Annotated in this window: 17 protein-coding genes; 8 read left to right on the top strand and 9 right to left on the bottom strand. The window is 67.7% G+C overall.

Annotation, left to right across the window (positions count from 1 at the left end; translation table 11 throughout):
• Window positions 1-37: 37 nt before the first annotated feature.
• Window positions 38-685 carry an RlmE family RNA methyltransferase gene (locus ACUVYZ_RS08485; RefSeq protein WP_439934180.1) on the bottom strand — a complete coding sequence of 216 codons (648 nt, stop codon included), beginning with the start codon at window positions 683-685 and terminating at the stop codon, window positions 38-40.
• Window positions 686-727: 42 nt separating this feature from the next.
• Here ACUVYZ_RS08485 and ACUVYZ_RS08480 point away from each other — a divergent pair, with 42 nt between their 5' ends.
• The gene (locus tag ACUVYZ_RS08480) at window positions 728-1,108 is read left to right on the top strand and encodes a YhbY family RNA-binding protein (protein WP_439934179.1); all 381 of its coding nucleotides are present in this window, start codon (window positions 728-730) and stop codon (window positions 1,106-1,108) included.
• Here the strand turns inward: ACUVYZ_RS08480 and greA are convergent.
• From greA to ACUVYZ_RS08455, 5 genes are all read right to left on the bottom strand, one after another.
• Window positions 1,099-1,575 (bottom strand): transcription elongation factor GreA, encoded by a 477-nt coding sequence (gene greA, locus ACUVYZ_RS08475; protein WP_439934178.1) that lies wholly within the window; start codon window positions 1,573-1,575, stop codon window positions 1,099-1,101. The genes ACUVYZ_RS08480 and greA overlap by 10 nt on opposite strands.
• A gap of 81 nt (window positions 1,576-1,656) precedes the next feature.
• Window positions 1,657-4,881: a carbamoyl-phosphate synthase large subunit gene (gene carB, locus ACUVYZ_RS08470; RefSeq protein ID WP_439934177.1), complete on the bottom strand. Its 3,225-nt coding sequence runs from the start codon at window positions 4,879-4,881 to the stop codon at window positions 1,657-1,659.
• Between the two features lie 3 nt (window positions 4,882-4,884).
• Window positions 4,885-6,066: a glutamine-hydrolyzing carbamoyl-phosphate synthase small subunit gene (gene carA / locus ACUVYZ_RS08465; protein ID WP_439934176.1), complete on the bottom strand. Its 1,182-nt coding sequence runs from the start codon at window positions 6,064-6,066 to the stop codon at window positions 4,885-4,887.
• A 154-nt stretch (window positions 6,067-6,220) separates the two neighbouring features.
• Window positions 6,221-7,027: a 4-hydroxy-tetrahydrodipicolinate reductase gene (gene dapB, locus ACUVYZ_RS08460; RefSeq protein WP_439934175.1), complete on the bottom strand. Its 807-nt coding sequence runs from the start codon at window positions 7,025-7,027 to the stop codon at window positions 6,221-6,223.
• 13 nt (window positions 7,028-7,040) lie between these two features.
• Window positions 7,041-7,418, bottom strand: coding sequence for an outer membrane protein assembly factor BamE (locus ACUVYZ_RS08455; protein WP_439934174.1), 378 nt, complete (start codon window positions 7,416-7,418; stop codon window positions 7,041-7,043).
• A 75-nt stretch (window positions 7,419-7,493) separates the two neighbouring features.
• Here ACUVYZ_RS08455 and fur point away from each other — a divergent pair, with 75 nt between their 5' ends.
• Window positions 7,494-7,937 carry a ferric iron uptake transcriptional regulator gene (fur, locus tag ACUVYZ_RS08450; RefSeq protein WP_439934173.1) on the top strand — a complete coding sequence of 148 codons (444 nt, stop codon included), beginning with the start codon at window positions 7,494-7,496 and terminating at the stop codon, window positions 7,935-7,937.
• 16 nt (window positions 7,938-7,953) lie between these two features.
• On the opposite strand, the gene recN is transcribed toward fur, so the two are convergent.
• Both recN and ACUVYZ_RS08440 read right to left on the bottom strand, forming a co-directional pair.
• Window positions 7,954-9,624, bottom strand: a complete 1,671-nt coding sequence (gene recN, locus ACUVYZ_RS08445) for a DNA repair protein RecN (protein WP_439934172.1) — start codon at window positions 9,622-9,624, stop codon at window positions 7,954-7,956.
• A gap of 21 nt (window positions 9,625-9,645) precedes the next feature.
• Window positions 9,646-10,536, bottom strand: coding sequence for an NAD kinase (locus ACUVYZ_RS08440; RefSeq protein WP_439934171.1), 891 nt, complete (start codon window positions 10,534-10,536; stop codon window positions 9,646-9,648).
• A 96-nt stretch (window positions 10,537-10,632) separates the two neighbouring features.
• On the opposite strand from ACUVYZ_RS08440, the gene hrcA reads away from it, so the two are divergent.
• The 3 genes from hrcA to ACUVYZ_RS08425 all read left to right on the top strand — a co-directional run bounded on the left by hrcA (window position 10,633) and on the right by ACUVYZ_RS08425 (window position 13,181).
• On the top strand, window positions 10,633-11,652 hold the full coding sequence (gene hrcA / locus ACUVYZ_RS08435; RefSeq protein ID WP_439934170.1) for a heat-inducible transcriptional repressor HrcA: 1,020 nt from the start codon (window positions 10,633-10,635) through the stop codon (window positions 11,650-11,652).
• Between the two features lie 86 nt (window positions 11,653-11,738).
• Entirely contained in the window at window positions 11,739-12,830 is a 1,092-nt protein-coding gene (gene hemH, locus ACUVYZ_RS08430; protein ID WP_439934169.1) for a ferrochelatase, read from the top strand.
• Between the two features lie 93 nt (window positions 12,831-12,923).
• The gene (locus ACUVYZ_RS08425) at window positions 12,924-13,181 is read left to right on the top strand and encodes a CNNM domain-containing protein (RefSeq protein ID WP_439934168.1); all 258 of its coding nucleotides are present in this window, start codon (window positions 12,924-12,926) and stop codon (window positions 13,179-13,181) included.
• Window positions 13,182-13,234: 53 nt separating this feature from the next.
• On the opposite strand, the gene ACUVYZ_RS08420 is transcribed toward ACUVYZ_RS08425, so the two are convergent.
• Window positions 13,235-13,954 carry a hemerythrin domain-containing protein gene (locus tag ACUVYZ_RS08420; protein ID WP_439934167.1) on the bottom strand — a complete coding sequence of 240 codons (720 nt, stop codon included), beginning with the start codon at window positions 13,952-13,954 and terminating at the stop codon, window positions 13,235-13,237.
• Between the two features lie 118 nt (window positions 13,955-14,072).
• Between ACUVYZ_RS08420 and grpE the strand changes: the two genes are divergently transcribed.
• The 3 genes from grpE to dnaJ all read left to right on the top strand — a co-directional run bounded on the left by grpE (window position 14,073) and on the right by dnaJ (window position 17,896).
• A complete protein-coding gene (gene grpE / locus ACUVYZ_RS08415; protein WP_439934166.1) occupies window positions 14,073-14,684 on the top strand; it encodes a nucleotide exchange factor GrpE in 612 nt (203 codons plus the stop codon).
• A gap of 20 nt (window positions 14,685-14,704) precedes the next feature.
• On the top strand, window positions 14,705-16,675 hold the full coding sequence (dnaK, locus tag ACUVYZ_RS08410) for a molecular chaperone DnaK (RefSeq protein ID WP_439934289.1): 1,971 nt from the start codon (window positions 14,705-14,707) through the stop codon (window positions 16,673-16,675).
• A 99-nt stretch (window positions 16,676-16,774) separates the two neighbouring features.
• A complete protein-coding gene (gene dnaJ, locus ACUVYZ_RS08405) occupies window positions 16,775-17,896 on the top strand; it encodes a molecular chaperone DnaJ (RefSeq protein WP_439934165.1) in 1,122 nt (373 codons plus the stop codon).
• Window positions 17,897-17,918 lie beyond the last annotated feature (22 nt).

Genomic DNA, 17,918 nt, shown 5'->3' with positions numbered 1-17,918 from the left:
AAGGGCCCATCTCCGGGCCCCAAGCGCTATTTTAACCCTAAATGCCCCCTTCCGTGGTTCGCAAGAGCCCGCCGAAACCCCTCGCCAGCAGGTACACTTCCGCCGAGCGGTTGCGGGACGCGCCGGGTTTGCGAACGGCCACCTTCGAGAACCGCCGCCGCAACCCCGCCGCGAATTCCTCGAACCCAGCCCCCTGAAACACTTTGACTAAGAGGGTGCCGCCCGGTTTCAGATGGCCCTCGCAGAATTCTACCGCCGCCTGGGCCAGCTCCAGGCTGCGGGCCTGATCCACTTCGGCCATACCGCTTATGTTGGGGGCCATGTCCGAGAGCACAAGGTCCGCCGGGCGGCCGCCCAGGGCGCCAGCGAGCCGATCCAGGGTCGCCGGGGCGCGGAAATCCCCGAGAATGAACTCCACGCCCCGGATCGGGACCATCTCCAAAAGATCCACGGCCAGCACCCGGCCCGCGGCCCCCACCCGGGCGGCCGCCACCTGGCTCCAGCCCCCGGGGGCCGCCCCCAGGTCCACCACCGTGAGCCCGGGCCTTAGCAGGCGGTCCCGCCGGTTGAGTTCCAGGAGCTTGTAAGCCGCCCGCGAACGGTAGCCTTCGGCCCGGGCCCGCCGGACATAGGGGTCGGACACGTGCTTCTGCATCCACGCCTTGCTGGTCTTGGAGCGGGCCATGGGCTAAGATCGCGCACCTTCGGCGAAAGAAAAGAAAGCGTCATGCCAGAGCTTACCCCCGCCGAGCGGCGCTCGCTCAAGGCCCGGGCCCATAAGCTCAAGCCGGTGGTGCTCACGGGCGAGGCCGGGCTCTCGGCGGCTGTGGTGGCGGAAATCGACCGGCAGCTCGCGAGCCACGGGCTCATCAAGGTGCGCCTCGCCGCGGGGGACCGGCGGGAGCGGGCCACCTCGGCTGCGGCCCTGGGCGCCGCCTTGGGCGCCAGCCTGGTCCAGCAGATCGGCAGGATGCTGGTGCTCTACCGGCCCAAGCCGCAAGCGCCGCCCGCCGCCCCGGGGAAAAACCCTCGACGGGTGCCGCGGGCCCGCCGCGCGCCTTCCCGGAGCGGAAGGCTCCCGGGCAAGGGGAAAACGCCTCAGACGTAGCGCACGTCCAGGATCTCGTATTCCCGGATTCCCCCGGGAGCCAGGACTTCCGCCACGTCTCCCGGACGCTTGCCGATGAGGGCCCGGGCGATGGGGGAGCTGATGGAGATCTTGCCTTCCTTGATGTCCGCCTCGTCGTCCCCCACGATCTGGTAAGTCACCACCTCCCCGTTCGCCATGTCCTCCAGGTCCACGGTGGCGCCGAACACGCAGCGGCCGTCGGCGTCCAGCAGGGCCGGGTTGATGATTTGGGCGTTGGAGAGCTTCGCCTCCAGCTCGTTGATGCGCCCCTCGATGAAGCTCTGCCGCTCCTTGGCGGCGTGGTACTCGGCATTCTCCGACAAGTCGCCATGGGAGCGGGCTTCGGCGATCGCCTGGATGATCGCCGGCCGCTGCACCGTTTTCAGGTCGTGGAGCTCGGCGCGCAGCTTCTCGGCGCCGGTCACCGTTAACGGAATCTTGTTCATGCCTGCGAACACTCCCTCCATGGAATTTTTAGGATAACGAGATGCGGCCGGACCCGCCAAGCCAGGGGAAAAGCCGGCGGGTCAGGCCGCCGAGCGCGTCGCCCTCAGCGCCCGGTGCAGTCCCTGGAGATCGTAGACCTTGGACTCGCGCATGTGCTGCATCCCCAAGCAAGCCGCCCGGGCCCCGGCCACGGTGGTGTAGTAGGTGATGCGGTGCTGCAGCGCTTCACGCCGCAGGTAATAGGAATCCTGGATCGCCGCGCGGCTGTCGTCGGTAGTGTTGATGATGAGATTGATCTCGCCGTTCTTGATGTAATCCACAATGTTGGGCCGTCCTTCGCCCAGCTTGTTGACGGGCGTGACCGACAGGCCCGCGGCCTCGAGCGCCGCCGCCGTCCCTTTGGTGGCCATGAGGCCGAAGCCCAGGGAGGCGAGGGCCCGGGCGATCTCGATCACCCGGGGCTTGTCGGCCGCGCGCACCGAAAGCAGCACGTTGCCGGCGCGGGGGAGCTTCCCCCCCGCCGCCACCTGGGATTTCACGAACGCTTCGGCGAAGGTCTCCCCTACCCCCATCACCTCGCCGGTGGACTTCATCTCCGGGCCCAGGATGGTGTCTACCCCCGGGAACTTGATGAAGGGGAAGACCGCCTCCTTGACCGAGAAATAGTGGGGCGTAACCTCCTCCACCACCCCCTGGCGGGCGAGGGTCTTGCCCACCATGCATCGGGCAGCGATCTTGGCGAGCGGCAGCCCGGTAGCCTTGGAGACGAAGGGCACCGTGCGGGAAGCGCGGGGATTGACCTCCAGCACGTAGACGATCCCGTCCTGGATCGCGTACTGGACGTTCATGAGCCCCACCACGTCGAGCCCCTTGGCCAGGGCTACGGTCTGGCGCTTGAGCTCTCCCTGGAGCGCCAGGGAGAGGCTATAAGGGGGCAGGGAGCAAGCGGAATCGCCCGAGTGCACCCCCGCCTGCTCAATGTGCTCCATGATGCCGCCTACCAGCACCCGCTCCCCGTCGCTCACCGCGTCCACGTCCACCTCGATGGCGTCGTTCAGGAACCGGTCCAGCAGCACCGGGGAGTCGTTGGACACCTTGACCGCCTCCCGCACGTAGCGGGCAAGCTCCCGCTCGTCGTGCACGATCTCCATGGCCCGCCCCCCCAGCACGTAGCTCGGGCGCACCACCAGGGGATAGCCGATTTCCTGGGCCAGCCGGAGGGCCTCCTCCGGAGTGCGGGCGGTGCGGTTGGGCGGCTGCCGCAACCCCAGGCGGTGCAGCAGGGCCTGGAACCGCTCCCGGTCCTCGGCGCAGTCGATCATGTCCGGGCTGGTGCCGATGATGGGCACGCCGTTGCGCTCCAGGTCCCGGGCGAGCTTCAAGGGCGTCTGCCCTCCGTACTGCACGATCACCCCGAAGGGCTTCTCCACCCGCACGATCTCTAGCACGTCCTCCAGGGTGAGGGGCTCGAAGTACAGCCGGTCGGAGGTGTCGTAGTCGGTGGACACCGTCTCCGGGTTGCAGTTGACCATGATGGTCTCGAATCCGTCTTCCCGCAGCGCCAGGGCCGCGTGCACGCAGCAGTAGTCGAACTCGATGCCCTGGCCGATGCGGTTGGGCCCGCCGCCGAGCACCATCACCTTCTTGCGCCCGGTGGGCTCGGCTTCGCACTCCTCTTCGTAGGTGGAGTACATGTAGGCGGTCCGGGTCGCGAACTCGGCGGCGCAGGTGTCCACCCGCTTGTAGACCGGGTGCAGCTCAAGGGCGTAGCGCCGTTTTCTCACCGCCTCCTGGGTCGTGCCCAGCAGGGCGGCGAGGCGTCGGTCGGAGAATCCGCTGCGCTTGAGCCGCGCGAGCGCCGGGCGGTCCAGGTCCTCGAGCCCCTTGCCGGCGAGGGCCTGCTCCTGCCTCACCAGGTCCTGGACCTGGGCGAGGAACCAGGGGTCGATCCGGGAGAGCTCGTGGACCTTTTCCAGGGAAAGCCCGCAACGGAAGGCGTCGGCCACGTAGAAAATGCGCTCTGCGCCCGGATTGGCCAGCTCCGCCTCGATCACGGCGAGATCGGCGCTCTTCTCGTCCAGGCCATCTGCGCCGGTCTCCAGGCCCCGCAAGGCCTTCTGCAGGGACTCCTGGAAGGTGCGGCCGATGGCCATGACTTCCCCCACCGACTTCATCTGGGTGGTGAGCCGGTCGTTCGCCTGGGGAAACTTTTCGAAGGCGAAGCGGGGGATCTTGGTGACCACGTAGTCGATCGAGGGCTCGAAGGAGGCGGGCGTGGCGCCGCCGGTGATCTCGTTGCGCAGCTCGTCCAGGGTGTAGCCCACGGCGAGCTTGGCCGCCACCTTGGCAATGGGAAAGCCGGTGGCCTTGGACGCCAAGGCCGAGGAGCGCGACACCCGGGGATTCATCTCGATCACCACCATGCGGCCATCAAGCGGGTTGATGGCGAACTGCACGTTGGAGCCCCCGGTGTCCACCCCGATCTCCCGCAGCACCGCGATGGAGGCGTCGCGCATGATCTGGTATTCCTTGTCGGTCAAGGTCTGAGCCGGGGCCACGGTGATGGAATCGCCGGTATGCACCCCCATGGGATCCAGGTTCTCGATGGAGCAGACGATGATGCAGTTGTCCTTGCGGTCCCGCACCACCTCCATCTCGAACTCCTTCCAGCCGATCACCGACTCCTCGACCAGCACCTCGCGGGTAGGACTGGCGTCGAAGCCCCGCTCGCAAATGGCGACGAACTCTTCCCGGTTGTAAGCGATCCCTCCCCCCGTGCCGCCCAGGGTGAAGGAGGGACGGATGATGGCGGGGAAGCCCACCATGGCCTGGACCTGCAGCGCCTCTTCCATGCTGTGGGCCAGGGCCGAACGGGGCGAGGCGAGCCCGATGCGGTTCATGGCCAGCTTGAACTTCTCCCGGTCCTCCGCCTTGTCGATGGCCTCACGACTGGCGCCGATCATCTCCACCCCGTACTTTTCCAGTACCCCTTCCCGGGCCAGGTCCAGGGCGCAGTTCAAGGCGGTCTGGCCCCCCATGGTGGGCAGCAGGGCGTCGGGGCGCTCGAGGGCGATGATCTTCTCGATGGCCTGCCAGTGGATGGGTTCGATGTAGGTGGCGTGGGCCAGCTCCGGGTCGGTCATGATGGTGGCCGGGTTGGAGTTGACCAGCACGATCCGGTAACCCTCCTCCTTCAAGGCCTTGCAGGCCTGGGCGCCGGAATAATCGAACTCGCACGCCTGGCCGATGACGATGGGACCGGCGCCGATGACGAGGATCGACTGGATGTCGGTGCGCTTGGGCATGGCCTACCGGCAGGCCCGCGCCCCGGCGGGGGCGGCGGCGATCTCCCGCTTGCCGCTTTTCCTGAGCGCCATGAGGGACACGAAGCGGTCGAAGAGGTAATCCACGTCGTGGGGGCCGGGGCTCGCCTCCGGGTGCCCCTGGAAGCAGAAGGCCGGCCGGTCGGAAAAGGCGAACCCCTGGAGGCTGCCATCGAACAAGGACACGTGGGTCACCTTGCAATGCTCCGGCAGGGTCGCGGCATCCACCGCGAACCCATGATTCTGGCTGGAAATCATCACCCGCCCGGTCTCCAGGTCCTGCACCGGGTGGTTCGCGCCGTGGTGGCCGAACTTCATTTTCACGGTCTTCGCGCCGGCGGCAAGCCCCAGGAGCTGATGCCCCAGGCAGATCCCGAACATGGGGATGCCCGTGTCCAGGAGCCGGCGGATCGCCTCGATGGCGTAGGTGCAAGGTTCCGGATCGCCGGGACCGTTGGAGAGGAACACCCCGTCGGGCCGGAGGGCAAGCGCCTCCGCCGCGGGGGTGCGAGCCGGGATCACGGTCAGGCGGCATCCCCGGGCCGCGAGCTTGCGCAGGATGTTGCGCTTCATCCCGTAGTCGTAGGCCACCACGTGGAACCTGGCCTCGGGCGCCTTGGCGTAGCCGGCGCCCAGGAACCACTCCCCCTCGTCCCAGGAATAGGCGCTCTGGCAGCTCACCACCTGGGCGAGGTCCATGCCGGCCAGGCCCGGGAACTCCCGTGCAAGCCGCAGGGCTTCTTTCTCGTCCACGCGGCCCGCCATCAGGCAACCGTTCTGGGCCCCCTTCTCCCGCAGGATCCGGGTGAGCTTGCGGGTGTCGATGCCGGCGATCGCCACCACGTTCTGATCCCGCAGGTAATCGGGCAAGCTCTGGGTCGCCCGGAAATTGCTGTAGGCGACCGGCACGTCCCGAACCACCAGGCCGCTCGCGTACACCCGGTCCGATTCCACGTCCTCCGGGTTGACTCCGGTGTTGCCGATGTGGGGATAGGTGAGGGTCACGATCTGCCGGCAATAGGAAGGATCGGTCAGGATCTCCTGGTAGCCGGTCATGGCGGTGTTGAACACCACCTCCCCGCTCGCCGCCCCTTCCGCGCCGATGGAGAGCCCCCGGAATACGGTCCCGTCGGCGAGCACGAGCAAGGCGGGCGGACGGTCGGACACTGGCAATTCCCAGGGCACGGCGTGGAGGATACAAAGAAACGGGACGAGCGCAGCGCCCATCCCGTTTTTTGGCGCATTATACGGGAAGGGGGAGACGGCTTCAATCGAGGCCCCGGGACGGGGACGTCCGATGAGGTCCCCGCGGCGGAGCTTTTCAGCCCAGGCCCAGCACGTCCTGCATGTCGAAGAGCCCCGGGGGCCGCCCCGCGACGAACCGGGCTGCCCGTAGCGCCCCTTGGGCGAAGGTGGCGCGGCTGCCGGCCTTGTGGCTGATTTCCAGCCGCTCGCCGGTGCCGGCGAAGATGACGGTATGTTCACCCACGATGTCCCCTCCCCGCACCGTGGCGAAGCCGATGGCCTTCTCCGGCCGCTCTCCCGTGATCCCCTCCCGGCCGTAAACGGCGCACTCGCGTAAGTTTCGGCCGAGGGCCCGGGCCACCACCTCCCCCATCCGCAGCGCGGTCCCCGACGGGGCGTCCACCTTGTGCCGGTGGTGGGCTTCCACGATCTCCACGTCGTAGCCCTGAGCGAGCACCCGGGCCGCCAGGTCGAGGAGCTTGAGCGCCAGGTTGACGCCCACGCTGAAGTTGGGCGCCTGGACGATGGCTACGGTCCGAGCGGCTTCGGCGATCGCCTGCTTCTGGGGTTCGGTGAATCCGGTGGTGCCGATGACCAGGTTGACCCCCCGGACGGTGGCGGCCCGCAAGTGTTCCAGGGTTCCTTCGGGCCGGGTGAAATCGATGAGCACCTGGGCGCCGGAGAGGGCCGCGGCCAGGTCGTCGGTGACGGTCACCCCGTTGGGCGCGCCGACGAGCTCCCCCGCGTCCCGGCCAAGGACCGGGCTGCCGGGCCGATCCAGGGCGGCGTGCAGTCGCAGGTCGGGAGCCGCGGCGATCGCCTCCAGGAGCGCCCGCCCCATGCGCCCGGAGCTTCCCGCGACGGCGACGCGAATGGGCTCCATCGGCTTGCCCGGGCTAGCGGGCCGCGGTCGCGCCGCGGTGGGCCTCGGCCGCCGGGGCCTCTCCCGGCGGGGCCGCCACCACGTCGCCCTCAACCCGCTTCAACCGCCCCTCCTCGAAGATCACGGTGAGCTTGCGCTCCTCCACCAGCTCCCCCCGCTTCTCTAGCCGGTACACGTAATCCCAGCGGTCCGCGTGGAACGGGTCGGCCACCAGGGGCGTGCCCAGGATGAACCTCACCTGCTCCCGGGTCATCCCGGGCTTGAGCCGGGACACCATCTCCTGGGTCACCACGTTGCCCTGCTGCACGTCCATCCGGTAGGGGGTGAGGCCCAGGTAGCCGGAACAGGCGGCGAGCCACAGCACAATAGACAGGGGCAGGAACCGGCACATCGATCGAGGTGTCGTTTTCAACGTGACGTGAACGTTTTATGATACCCGAAAGGACGCTTGCACCGAGAGGATGCCATGAGCACGCCCGACGCGCTGAAGACCATGGGGCTTAAAGCCACCATGCCGCGGATCAAGATCCTCAACCTGTTCGAGACCAGCAAGGTGCGGCACCTCTCGGCCGAAGACGTGTACAAGCAGCTCATCGCCGAGGGCATCGACGTGGGCCTCGCCACGGTGTACCGGGTGCTCACCCAGTTCGAGCAGGCCGGGATCCTCATGCGGCACCACTTCGAAAGCGGCAAGGCCATCTACGAGCTGAACCAGGGCGGGCACCACGATCACCTAGTCTGCCTGCAGTGCGGGCGGGTGGAGGAGTTCTACGATCCCGAGATCGAGCGCCGCCAGGTAAAGATCGCCAAGGACCGGGGATTCACCATCCACGACCATTCCCTGCACATCTACGCCGACTGCACCAAGCCAAACTGCCCCCACCTGAAGGGGGCGAAGCGCCCGGGGTGAGGCGAGCTTTCCCCCCTCAAGCCCCGTTCCGCACGGCCTTGAGCATTTCTTGCGCGTGCCGACGGGTGGTCTCGGTGATTTTCATGCCCCCCACCATGCGGGCGATCTCGTCGATCCGCTCCTCTGCTTCCAGCCGCCGGATGCGGCTCACCACCGCCCCGTCCCGTGCCAGCTTGGTGACCTGCCATTGATGGTCCGCGGCGGCGGCCACCTGGGGCAGGTGGGTCACGCACATCACCTGGTGCAAGGTCCCCAACTGCTTGAGGAGCCGCCCCACGATCTCCGCCACCTTGCCGCCGATGCCTGCGTCCACCTCGTCGAAGATCAGGGTGGGCACCTGGGCCACGCGGCTGGCGATCACCTGGATCGCCAGGCTGATGCGGGAAAGCTCCCCTCCTGAGGCGACTTTCCCCAGGGGGCCCGGCGGAGTTCCCGGATGGGTCGCCACCTGGAACTCCACCTGCTCCAGGCCGAAGCTGCCTCCCGGATCCGCCGGGTGGAAGGCGACCGTAAAACGGCCGCCCCCCAGGGCTAGGTCCCTGAACGCCCGGGTGACCGCCTCCGAGAGGGTCTCCGCGGCTTTTCTCCGGCCCTGGGAGAGCCGGCGCGCCCGCTCCAGATAGGCCTCCCGCGCTGCCTCTTCCTGGGCCATCAGGGCCTCGAGGCCCGCCGCCCCGCCGATCTCGTCCAGCCGCTCCCGTACCCGGGCTAGCCGCTCCGGCAGCTCCTCCACCGTCACCCGGTGCTTGCGGGCGCAACCGTGGATCGCCGCCAGGCGGCTCTCCACCTGGGCGAGCCGGTCCGGGTCCAGCTCCAGGCGGGAAGCGTAGCGGTTCAGGCTGTAGAGCGCCTCCTTGAGCTGGATCTCCGCCGGCTCCAGAAGCTCCAGCGCCTCCTTGAGCCGGGAATCGTAGTCGGTAAGAGCGGAAAGGCGCTGGATCACCCCCCGGACTTGGGCCAGCACCGCCCCATCCGTCCCCTCGAGGGCCTCTCGGGCCCCTTGAGCGCCCTCCAGCAGGGCGGCGGCGTGGGCAAGCCGCTTGTGTTCCGCCTGCAGGGCCTGCCACTCGTCGGGGGAAAAAGCGAGGGCCTCCAGCTCCTTCAGGTCCCGCTCCAGCTCGTCCCGTTCCCGGGCGAGGGCCTGCTCGTTTTTCTGCCACTCGATACGCCGGGCGCGCAGGGTCTGCCACTGGCGGTAGGCCGCCGCCACTTCCTGGGCCAGGGCCGTCTGCCCGCCCAGGGCATCTAGCAGTTCCCGCTGGTAGTCGCCGCGCAGCAGGGACTGGTGGGCATGCTGGCCGTGGATGTCCACCAGGCGCTCCCCCACCTCCCTAAGCTGCTGTACGGTGGCGCTCGCCCCGTTGATGAAGGCCCGGGAGCGGCCGGAGAGCTCTAGCACCCGGCGCAGCAGGCAGCTTCCCGGCTCGGCGTCGAAGCCCCCCTCCGCCAGCCAGGCTTCAACCCCGGGGAGCCGGGAGACGTCGAACTCGGCGGCGATCTCCGCCCGCGCCGCGCCCCTTCGCACCACTCCCGCGTCCGCCCGCTCCCCCAGCACCAGGGCCAGGGCGTCGATCAGGATGGACTTGCCGGCGCCGGTCTCCCCCGTGAGGGCGGTGAAGCCGGGGGCGAACTCCAGCTCCACCTCTTCCACGATCACGAAATCACGGATACGCAGGTACCGTAGCATGGCTGGTACGGGTGGCGCGGGCTACGACTGGGACTGGAAAAAGGGCTGCTCGCTCCAGCGCAGCTTCTCCCGCAGCATGTGGTAGTAGCTGTGCCCCACCGGGTGGAGGAGCCTGACTGGGCTAGGCGAGCGCTTCACCACCACCCGGTCGTTTTCCCGCAGCTCCGCGTGGGAGTGGCTGTCGAAATGCACCCGAGAGCTGTTGGTCTCGTGCATCAGAATCTCCACCACCGAGTCCGCGCCGATCACGATGGGCCGGTTGGAGAGGGTATGGGGGCAGATGGGCACCAGGGTGATGAGCTTAAGCCCCGGGTGGACAATGGGGCCGCCGGCGGAAAGGGCATAGGCGGTGGAGCCGGTGGGAGTGGCCACGATGAGCCCGTCGGAGCGCTGGCTATAGACGAACTGGCCGTCCAGGCGCACCTCGAACTCGATCATGCTCCCCTTGGTGCCCCGGTGCACCACCACGTCGTTGAGGGCGAGCCCCTGGAACACCACGGCTTGGGACGAGACCACCTCTCCCGCGAGCAGCATGCGCTCCTCCACCACGTACTGCCCGTCCAGCATGGCGCCCAGGGTTTCCAGCATGGTGTCCACCGAGATGTCGGTGAGAAAACCGAGACGCCCTTGGTTGACGCCCACCAGGGGCACTCCGTAGGGCGCGAGGGTGCGGGCGATGTTGAGCATGGTGCCGTCGCCGCCCAGTACTACCGCCAGTTGCGCCCGGCGGCTGATCTCGTCCAGGGTGAGGGCCGGGTAGCCGGCTTGCCCCAGGTGGGTCGCGGTCAGGCGGTCCACCAACACCTCGATGCCGCGCTCTTTCAGGTAGGCGCCAAGCTTGAGGAGCGGCCCGGCGATCTCGGCGCTCTTGAACTTCCCCACCAGGGCGATGGTCTTGAAGGACTCGTTCATCGCGGGGATTAAACCACAAAACGACCGGGCGAAGCGGGGCCGGCGCCCTTAAGGCTGCGGCTGGTGCCGCCGGAGGGGCGGTTGTAGAATTTTCCCATGCTGAGCGAGCGGGCCCAGATTCTCCTGAAGACCCTGGTGGAGCGCTACATCGTGGAGGGCGATCCGGTGGGCTCGCGCTCCCTTTCCAAGTACTCCGGGCTGGACCTGTCCCCGGCCACCATCCGCAACGTGATCGCCGACCTGGAGGATATGGGCCTCGTCGCCAGTCCCCACACCTCGGCCGGCCGGGTGCCCACGGTCCGAGGCTACCGGCTGTTCGTCGACAGCCTTCTGGTGGTGAAGCCCCTGGAGGAGCGCCAAGTAGCCGAGCTGTCGGAGCACCTGCACCCGGATAACCCCCAGCGTCTGGTGAACGCCGCCTCCCAATTGCTTTCCCAGCTCACCCGCTTTGCCGGCGTGGTGATGCTGCCCCGGCCCGACGTCCCGGCCTTCCGCCACATCGAGTTCCTGAAGCTCTCGGAGCGGCGGCTGCTCCTCATCATCGTCACGCCCGAAGGCAGTGTCCAGAACCGGGTCATCGTCCCGGAGCGCGGCTACAGCGCTTCCGAGCTGGCCGAGGCCTCCAACTACCTCAACCAGCACTACGCCGGGCTCACCTTCGACGAGATCAGGGGGCGCTTGAAGCAGGAGCTTACCGATCTGCGGCGGGAGATGGTCGAGCTCATGACCTCCGCCATTGAGGCGGGAAGCGAAGCTGTGCAGGACACCCGGGACGCGGTGGTGGTCACCGGAGAGCACAACCTGCTGGACATCCGCGATCTGTCCTCCGACAGGTCGCGGCTGCGCCAGCTCTTCGATCTGTTCGAGCGCAAAACCGACCTGCTCCGGCTGCTGGAAGCGAGCCGCCAGGCCCAGGGAGTGAAGATCTTCATCGGCGAGGAGTCGGGGGTGGTACCCCTGGACGAATGCAGCGTGGTCACCGCCCCCTACGAGGTGGACGGCCGGGTGGTGGGGACGCTCGGCGTGGTGGGCCCCACCCGCATGGCCTACGACCGGGTGATCCCCCTAGTGGAGATCACGGCCAAGCTCCTCTCCGGGGCCCTGTCCCAGCAATGAGGCGACGTCCACCGCAAGACGCCCGATCCGGGCGGCCAGGGGGCGGGCGCCGCGGTACGTCCTCCCTCCGGCAAGCTTGAGCCCCCGTGCCCTATTCCCCCGAGCCCCCTTTCCAGCACGGACGCCCGACCCGAGCCGGGGTGCTGCTCATCAATCTGGGCACGCCGGACGCCCCCACGCCCGCCGCGCTGCGCCGCTACCTCAAGGAGTTCCTGTGGGACCCGCGGGTGGTGGAGCTTCCCCGCCCCCTGTGGTGGCTGATCCTAAACGGCTTTATCCTCACCACCCGTCCCAGACAATCCGCCAAGCGCTACGCCCAGATCTGGACGCCTGAGGGCTCGCCCCTGCGCCTCCACACCGAGCGGCAGGCGAAGCTGCTGCTGGGCACCCTGGGGGAGCGGATCAAGCCCGCCCCCGCGGTGGAGTACGCCATGCGCTATGGCACTCCTTCCGTGGCCCAGGCGCTTGCGCAGCTCAAGGCCCTGGGCTGCGATCGGGTGCTGGTGCTGCCCCTGTACCCCCAGTATTCCGCCAGTACCACGGCAAGCGCCTTCGACGCGGTGTTCGCGGCGGCGAAGTCCATGCGCAACGTGCCGGCCCTGAGGCTCGTCAAGCACTTCCACGACCATGCCCGCTACATCGCCGCCCTGGCGGGTCGGGTGAGGGACCACTGGGAAAGGCACGGCCAGGGGGAGCTCCTCATCATGAGCTTCCACGGGGTGCCGCGCTATACGCTGGACAAGGGCGACCCCTACCACTGCGAGTGCCAGAAAACCGGCCGGCTGCTGGCGGAGGCCCTGGGCCTCAAATCCGACCAGTACCGAGTCACCTTCCAGTCCCGCTTCGGGCGGGCCGAGTGGCTGAAGCCCTACACCGCCGATACCCTCGTCGCCCTCGGCCGGGCTCGGACGCGCCGGGTGGACGTGATCTGCCCCGGCTTCGTGGCCGACTGCCTGGAAACCTTGGAAGAAATCGCCATCGAGGGCAAGGCCCTGTTCCTCGGCGCCGGAGGTGGCGAGTTCCACTACATCCCCGCCCTCAACGACCGGCCCGACTGGATCCACGCCCTGGCCGAGCTGGCCCAGGGTCACATGCAGGGGTGGCTGGAAGGAGAACCGGGGCCCGAGGCGCTGCAACGCTCCCGGCAGCGGGCCCTGGCCCTGGGGGCCCAGGCCTGATCTTTCCCCGCAGGTCCCCGGGCGTGGAGGCCGATGCCGTTCTGGCGCCTGCCGCCTAACACAACCCCCTTTCCTCTCCCGACGGAAAAAACGATGGACCTGTTCATTCTCGGAAGCCTCATCCTTCTGAACCGCGTGCTGGCCATGTCCGAGCTGGCGATCGTCACCGCCCGCAAGCTGCAGCTGCGCCAATGGGCGGACCGGGGCGACCCGGCCGCCGCCGCCGCGCTCCATCTGGCCGAGCAGCCGGGGCCGTTCTTGTCCACCATCCAGATCGGCATCACGGCGGTGGGCGTCTTCGCCGGCGCCAGGTGGTGGACAACGAACGCAAGCGGGTGGACCGGGTCCTGATCACCCCCATCGCCAAGCGGGAGGCGGAAACGACCCCCGCGGAATGAAGGGGCTCAGCCGGGCGGATCCATCCAGGGCAGCCGGGCGAGCAGGTCGTCGAGCAGGCGCCGGCGCTCCGCCGGGGCGAGCCGGTCGAGGCCCAGGCGCCATAGCGGAAACAGGTGGTTTTCCTCCCGATGCTCGTGCTTCGCCAGGGTTCCCGAGAGGATGGCGCAGAAGGCGCCCACCTCCGCCCTGTCGGGGGGCTCTTGGGCCAGGCACTCCTCCAGCAGGGCGAGCTGGGCGAGGATTTCCCGGTGTTCCCGCAGCATGATGGACAGGGGATCGTCCCCCGCCGGGCTGGCGGGAACGGCGAGCCTCAGGGCGAGAACGCCGTCTTCGAAGGCGATGTGGGCCCGCAGCTCGGCCGCAAAGGAAGCGAGCAAAGGGGCCGCCTCCGCCACCGCCCCGTCGTTTACCCGCTCGAGCGCCCGGACAAAGAGGCGGTCGAGGGACGCGTGGTGCCGGGTGAGGAGATCGATCGCGTCCTGGGGCGGGGCATCCTCCTTGAGCCCCACCTCGGCCCGCCAGGCCCCCCCTTCCGGGAAGACCCGCCAGGCGAGCCGCCCGCGCAACTGCAGGTTGACCGCCTCCAACACCAGGGTGGGCTCCTCCCGGGTCAGCACCGTGGCCCGTTCCCCCCGGGCGAGGTCCCGCAGGGCATAGAAAGCCGCGGTGCGCACCCGACTTTCCGGCTCGCCCTGCAAGTCGATGATTTTGGCCGTCTCCGCCATCTTGAAAAAGATTAGCACACTCTAATATAGCGAGGAAAACGCGTCCACAGCCCTTGAAATCCCCGGCGGGCGCCGCCATAGCAAATTTAATTCTTCAGTTCACTGGAGGAACGTGCCTATGCAAGAAATCGAGCGGGACAAGGTCCCTTCCCCGGAGCCGATGGGCGCCCCCGCCGTCGAGGGAGCCACGGAAGCAAGGGAGCCGGCCCCGTCCGGCGCTCCTGAACAAACCCTAGCCCAGGCGCCGGAGCCCGACGTGATCGCCAGTCTGGAGGAGACGCTGAAAAAAGCCGAGCAAGCCGCCCAGGAACACTACGACGCCTGGCTGCGGGCGAAGGCGGAGGCGGACAACCTCCGCAAGCGCGCCGAGGCGGAGATCGCCAACGCCCACAAGTACGCGGTGGAGAGCTTTTCGACCCAGTTGCTGCCCATCAAGGACAGCCTGGAGACCACCCTCACGGTGGAGAACGCTTCCTTCGAGCAGTTGCGCGAGGGCGTGGCGCTCACCCTGAAGCTGCTCGACCAGTTGTTCGAGAAATTCGGCATCCGGGAGATCAACCCGGGCCAAGGCGAGAAGTTCGATCCCCATCGCCACCACGCCATGACCACGGTGGAGTCCGACGGCCCCGCCGGGCTGGTGATGCAGGTGATGCAGAAGGGCTATATGTTGCACGATCGAGTGATCCGTCCCGCGCTGGTGGTGGTGTCCAAGCCCAAGGCCGAGGCTTGAAATAGGGCAGCCGCGCCCGCATTTACCACCTACGGAAAAATCCAGACTTTTCAAAAAGGAACAGGCTTATGGGCAAGATTGTCGGCATCGATCTCGGGACGACCAACTCGTGCGTGGCCGTGATCGAGAACGGCAAGGTCAAGGTCATCGAGAACTCGGAAGGCTCGCGCACGACTCCTTCCGTCGTCGCCTACACCGACGAGGGCGAGATCCTGGTGGGAGCGCCGGCCAAGCGCCAGCAGATCACCAACGCCCAGAACACCCTGTACGCGGTGAAGCGCCTGATTGGGCGCAAGTACGACGAAGAGATGGTGCAGCGGGCCATCAAGATGGTGCCCTACAAGATCGTGCGGGCCGACAACGGCGACGCCTGGATCGAGGTGCGGGGCAGGAAGCTGGCGCCGCCTCAAGTCTCGGCGGAAGTGCTGAAGAAGATGAAGAAGACCGCCGAGGACTACCTGGGCGAGCCGGTGACCGAGGCGGTCATCACCGTACCCGCCTACTTCAACGATTCCCAGCGCCAGGCCACCAAGGACGCGGGCCGCATCGCCGGGCTGGACGTGAAGCGCATCATTAACGAGCCCACCGCGGCAGCCCTCGCTTTCGGGCTGGACAAAAAGGAGGGCGACCGCAAGATCGCCGTGTACGACCTGGGCGGCGGGACTTTCGACATCTCCATCATCGAGATCGCCGAGGTGGACAAGGAGCACCAGTTCGAGGTGCTCGCCACCAACGGCGACACCTTCCTCGGCGGCGAAGACTTCGACCAGCGGATCGTCGACTACCTGGCCGACGAGTTCAAGAAGGAGCACGGCATCGACCTGCGTAAGGACGTTCTGGCGTTGCAGCGGCTGAAGGATGCGGCGGAAAAGGCCAAGATCGAGCTCTCCTCCGCCCAGCAGACGGAGGTAAATCTGCCCTACATCACGGCGGACGCCAGCGGGCCGAAGCACCTGGTGGTGAAAATCACCCGCGCCAAGCTGGAAAGCTTGGTGGAGGACCTGATCGAGAAGACGGTGGAACCCTGCCTGATCGCCATGAAGGATGCGGGAGTGAAGCCCTCCGACCTGGACGACGTGATCCTGGTGGGCGGGCAGACCCGCATGCCCAAGGTGCAGGAGAAGGTGCGCGAGATCTTCGGGCGCGAGCCGCGCAAGGACGTGAACCCGGACGAGGCGGTGGCCATCGGCGCCGCGATCCAGGCGGCGGTGCTCCAGGGCGAGGTGAAGGACGTGCTGCTCCTCGACGTCACGCCGTTGAGCTTGGGGATCGAGACCCTGGGCGGCGTATTCACCAAGCTGATCCCGAAGAACACCACCATCCCGACCCGGGCCACCCAGGTATTCTCCACCGCCGAAGACAACCAGACGGCAGTGACCATTCACGTGCTGCAGGGCGAGCGGGAGATGGCGGCGGGCAACAAGAGCCTTGGCCAGTTCAACCTGGAGGGCATCCCGCCGGCGCCCCGGGGCGTGCCCCAGATCGAGGTGACCTTCGACATCGACGCCAACGGCATCCTGCACGTAACCGCCAAGGACAAGGCGACCGGCAAGGAGGCCAAGATCCGCATCCAGGCCGGCTCGGGCCTCACCGAGGAAGAGATCCAGCGCATGATCAAGGACGCCGAGCTGCACGCGGCCGAGGACCACAAGCAGTTCGAGCTGGTCAACGCCCGCAACCAGGCGGACGCGCTCATCCACTCGGTGCGCAAGAGCCTGAAGGAGTACGGCGACAAGCTCTCGGCGGAGGAAAAATCCAAGATCGAGGCGGCCATCGCCGCGGCGGAGGCCGCCATCAAGGGCAACGACAAGGCGGAGATCGACGCCAAGGCCCAGGCGCTGGCGGAAGCCTCCCACAAGCTGGCGGAGAAGATGTATGCCGGCACCCAGGCGGAGGCCGCGGGGGCGGGCGCGTCCTCGGGGGCAGGGGGCAAGAAGCAGGATTCCGACGTGGTCGACGCGGAGTTCGAGGAAGTCAAGGACAAGAAGTAGGCAGCCCTGACGGACGGAAAGGCGCAGAGACGCTGAGAAGGCGGGTCTTCTCGGCATATACTCTGCGCCTTGTCGTCTTATGCGGTCCGCCACCGAGCCATGGCTAAGCGAGATTACTACGAGGTGCTGGGCGTCAACCGGGACGCCTCCGACGAGGAAATCAAGAAGGCGTACCGGCGCCTCGCCATGAAGTACCACCCGGACCGCAACCCGGACAACCCCCAGGCGGAGGAGCGTTTCAAGGAGGTCAAAGAGGCCTTCGAGGTGCTCTCCGATCCGGACAAGCGGGCCGCCTACGATCAGTTCGGCCACGCCGGGGTGGACGCAGCCGCAGGCGCCGGGGCCGGGTTCGGCGGTTTCGGCAGCTTCGCCGACGCCTTCGGCGACATCTTCGGCGACATCTTCGGCACGGGCGGGCGTACCCGCGCCTCCATGTACCGGGGTGCGGACCTGCGCTACAACCTGGAGATCACCCTGGAGCAGGCAGCGCGGGGCACCGAGACCAAGATCCGGGTGCCCACGCTAGCCACCTGCGAAGCGTGTCACGGGTCGGGGGCTCGGCCGGGAAGCGGTCCCGTCACCTGCCCCACCTGCCGCGGCCACGGCCAGGTGCGGATGCAGCAGGGCTTCTTTTCCATCCAGCAAACTTGCCCCACCTGCCACGGCACGGGCAAGCACGTCCCCCATCCCTGCGGCAACTGTGGCGGCAGCGGCCGCGTGAAGAAGCACAAGACCCTGTCGGTGAAGATCCCGCCGGGGGTGGACGACGGGGACCGCATCCGCCTCTCCGGCGAAGGGGAGGCGGGATTCTCGGGCGGCGGGCCGGGGGACCTCTACGTGGTGATCCACATCGCGCCCCATCCGGTGTTCACCCGGGACGGCAACGATCTCCACTGCGAAATGCCCATCAGCTTCGCCACCGCCGCCCTGGGGGGCGAGATCGAGATCCCCACCCTGGAAGGGGCGGCCAAGATCCGCATTCCCCCCGAGACCCAGTCGGGCAAGGTGTTCCGGCTGCGGGGCAAGGGCATCAAGGCCCTGCGCTCGAACGCCGTCGGCGACCTCCTGGTTCACGTGGTGGTGGAGACCCCGGTCAACCTTACGCCCCGGCAAAAGGAGCTGCTGGAGGAGTTCGAGCGCCTTTCCCGGGAGGGGGGCGAGCACCACAACCCTCGCCACAAGAGCTGGATGGACAAGGTGCGGGAGTTTTTCCAGCCCTGATCCTGCCCTGCTCCCCTTGACG

It is taken from the genome of Pelomicrobium sp. P1 (genome assembly GCF_052805615.1).
Note: the sequence above shows the minus strand (reverse complement) of the source record. Positions and strands in the feature narration are given on the sequence as shown.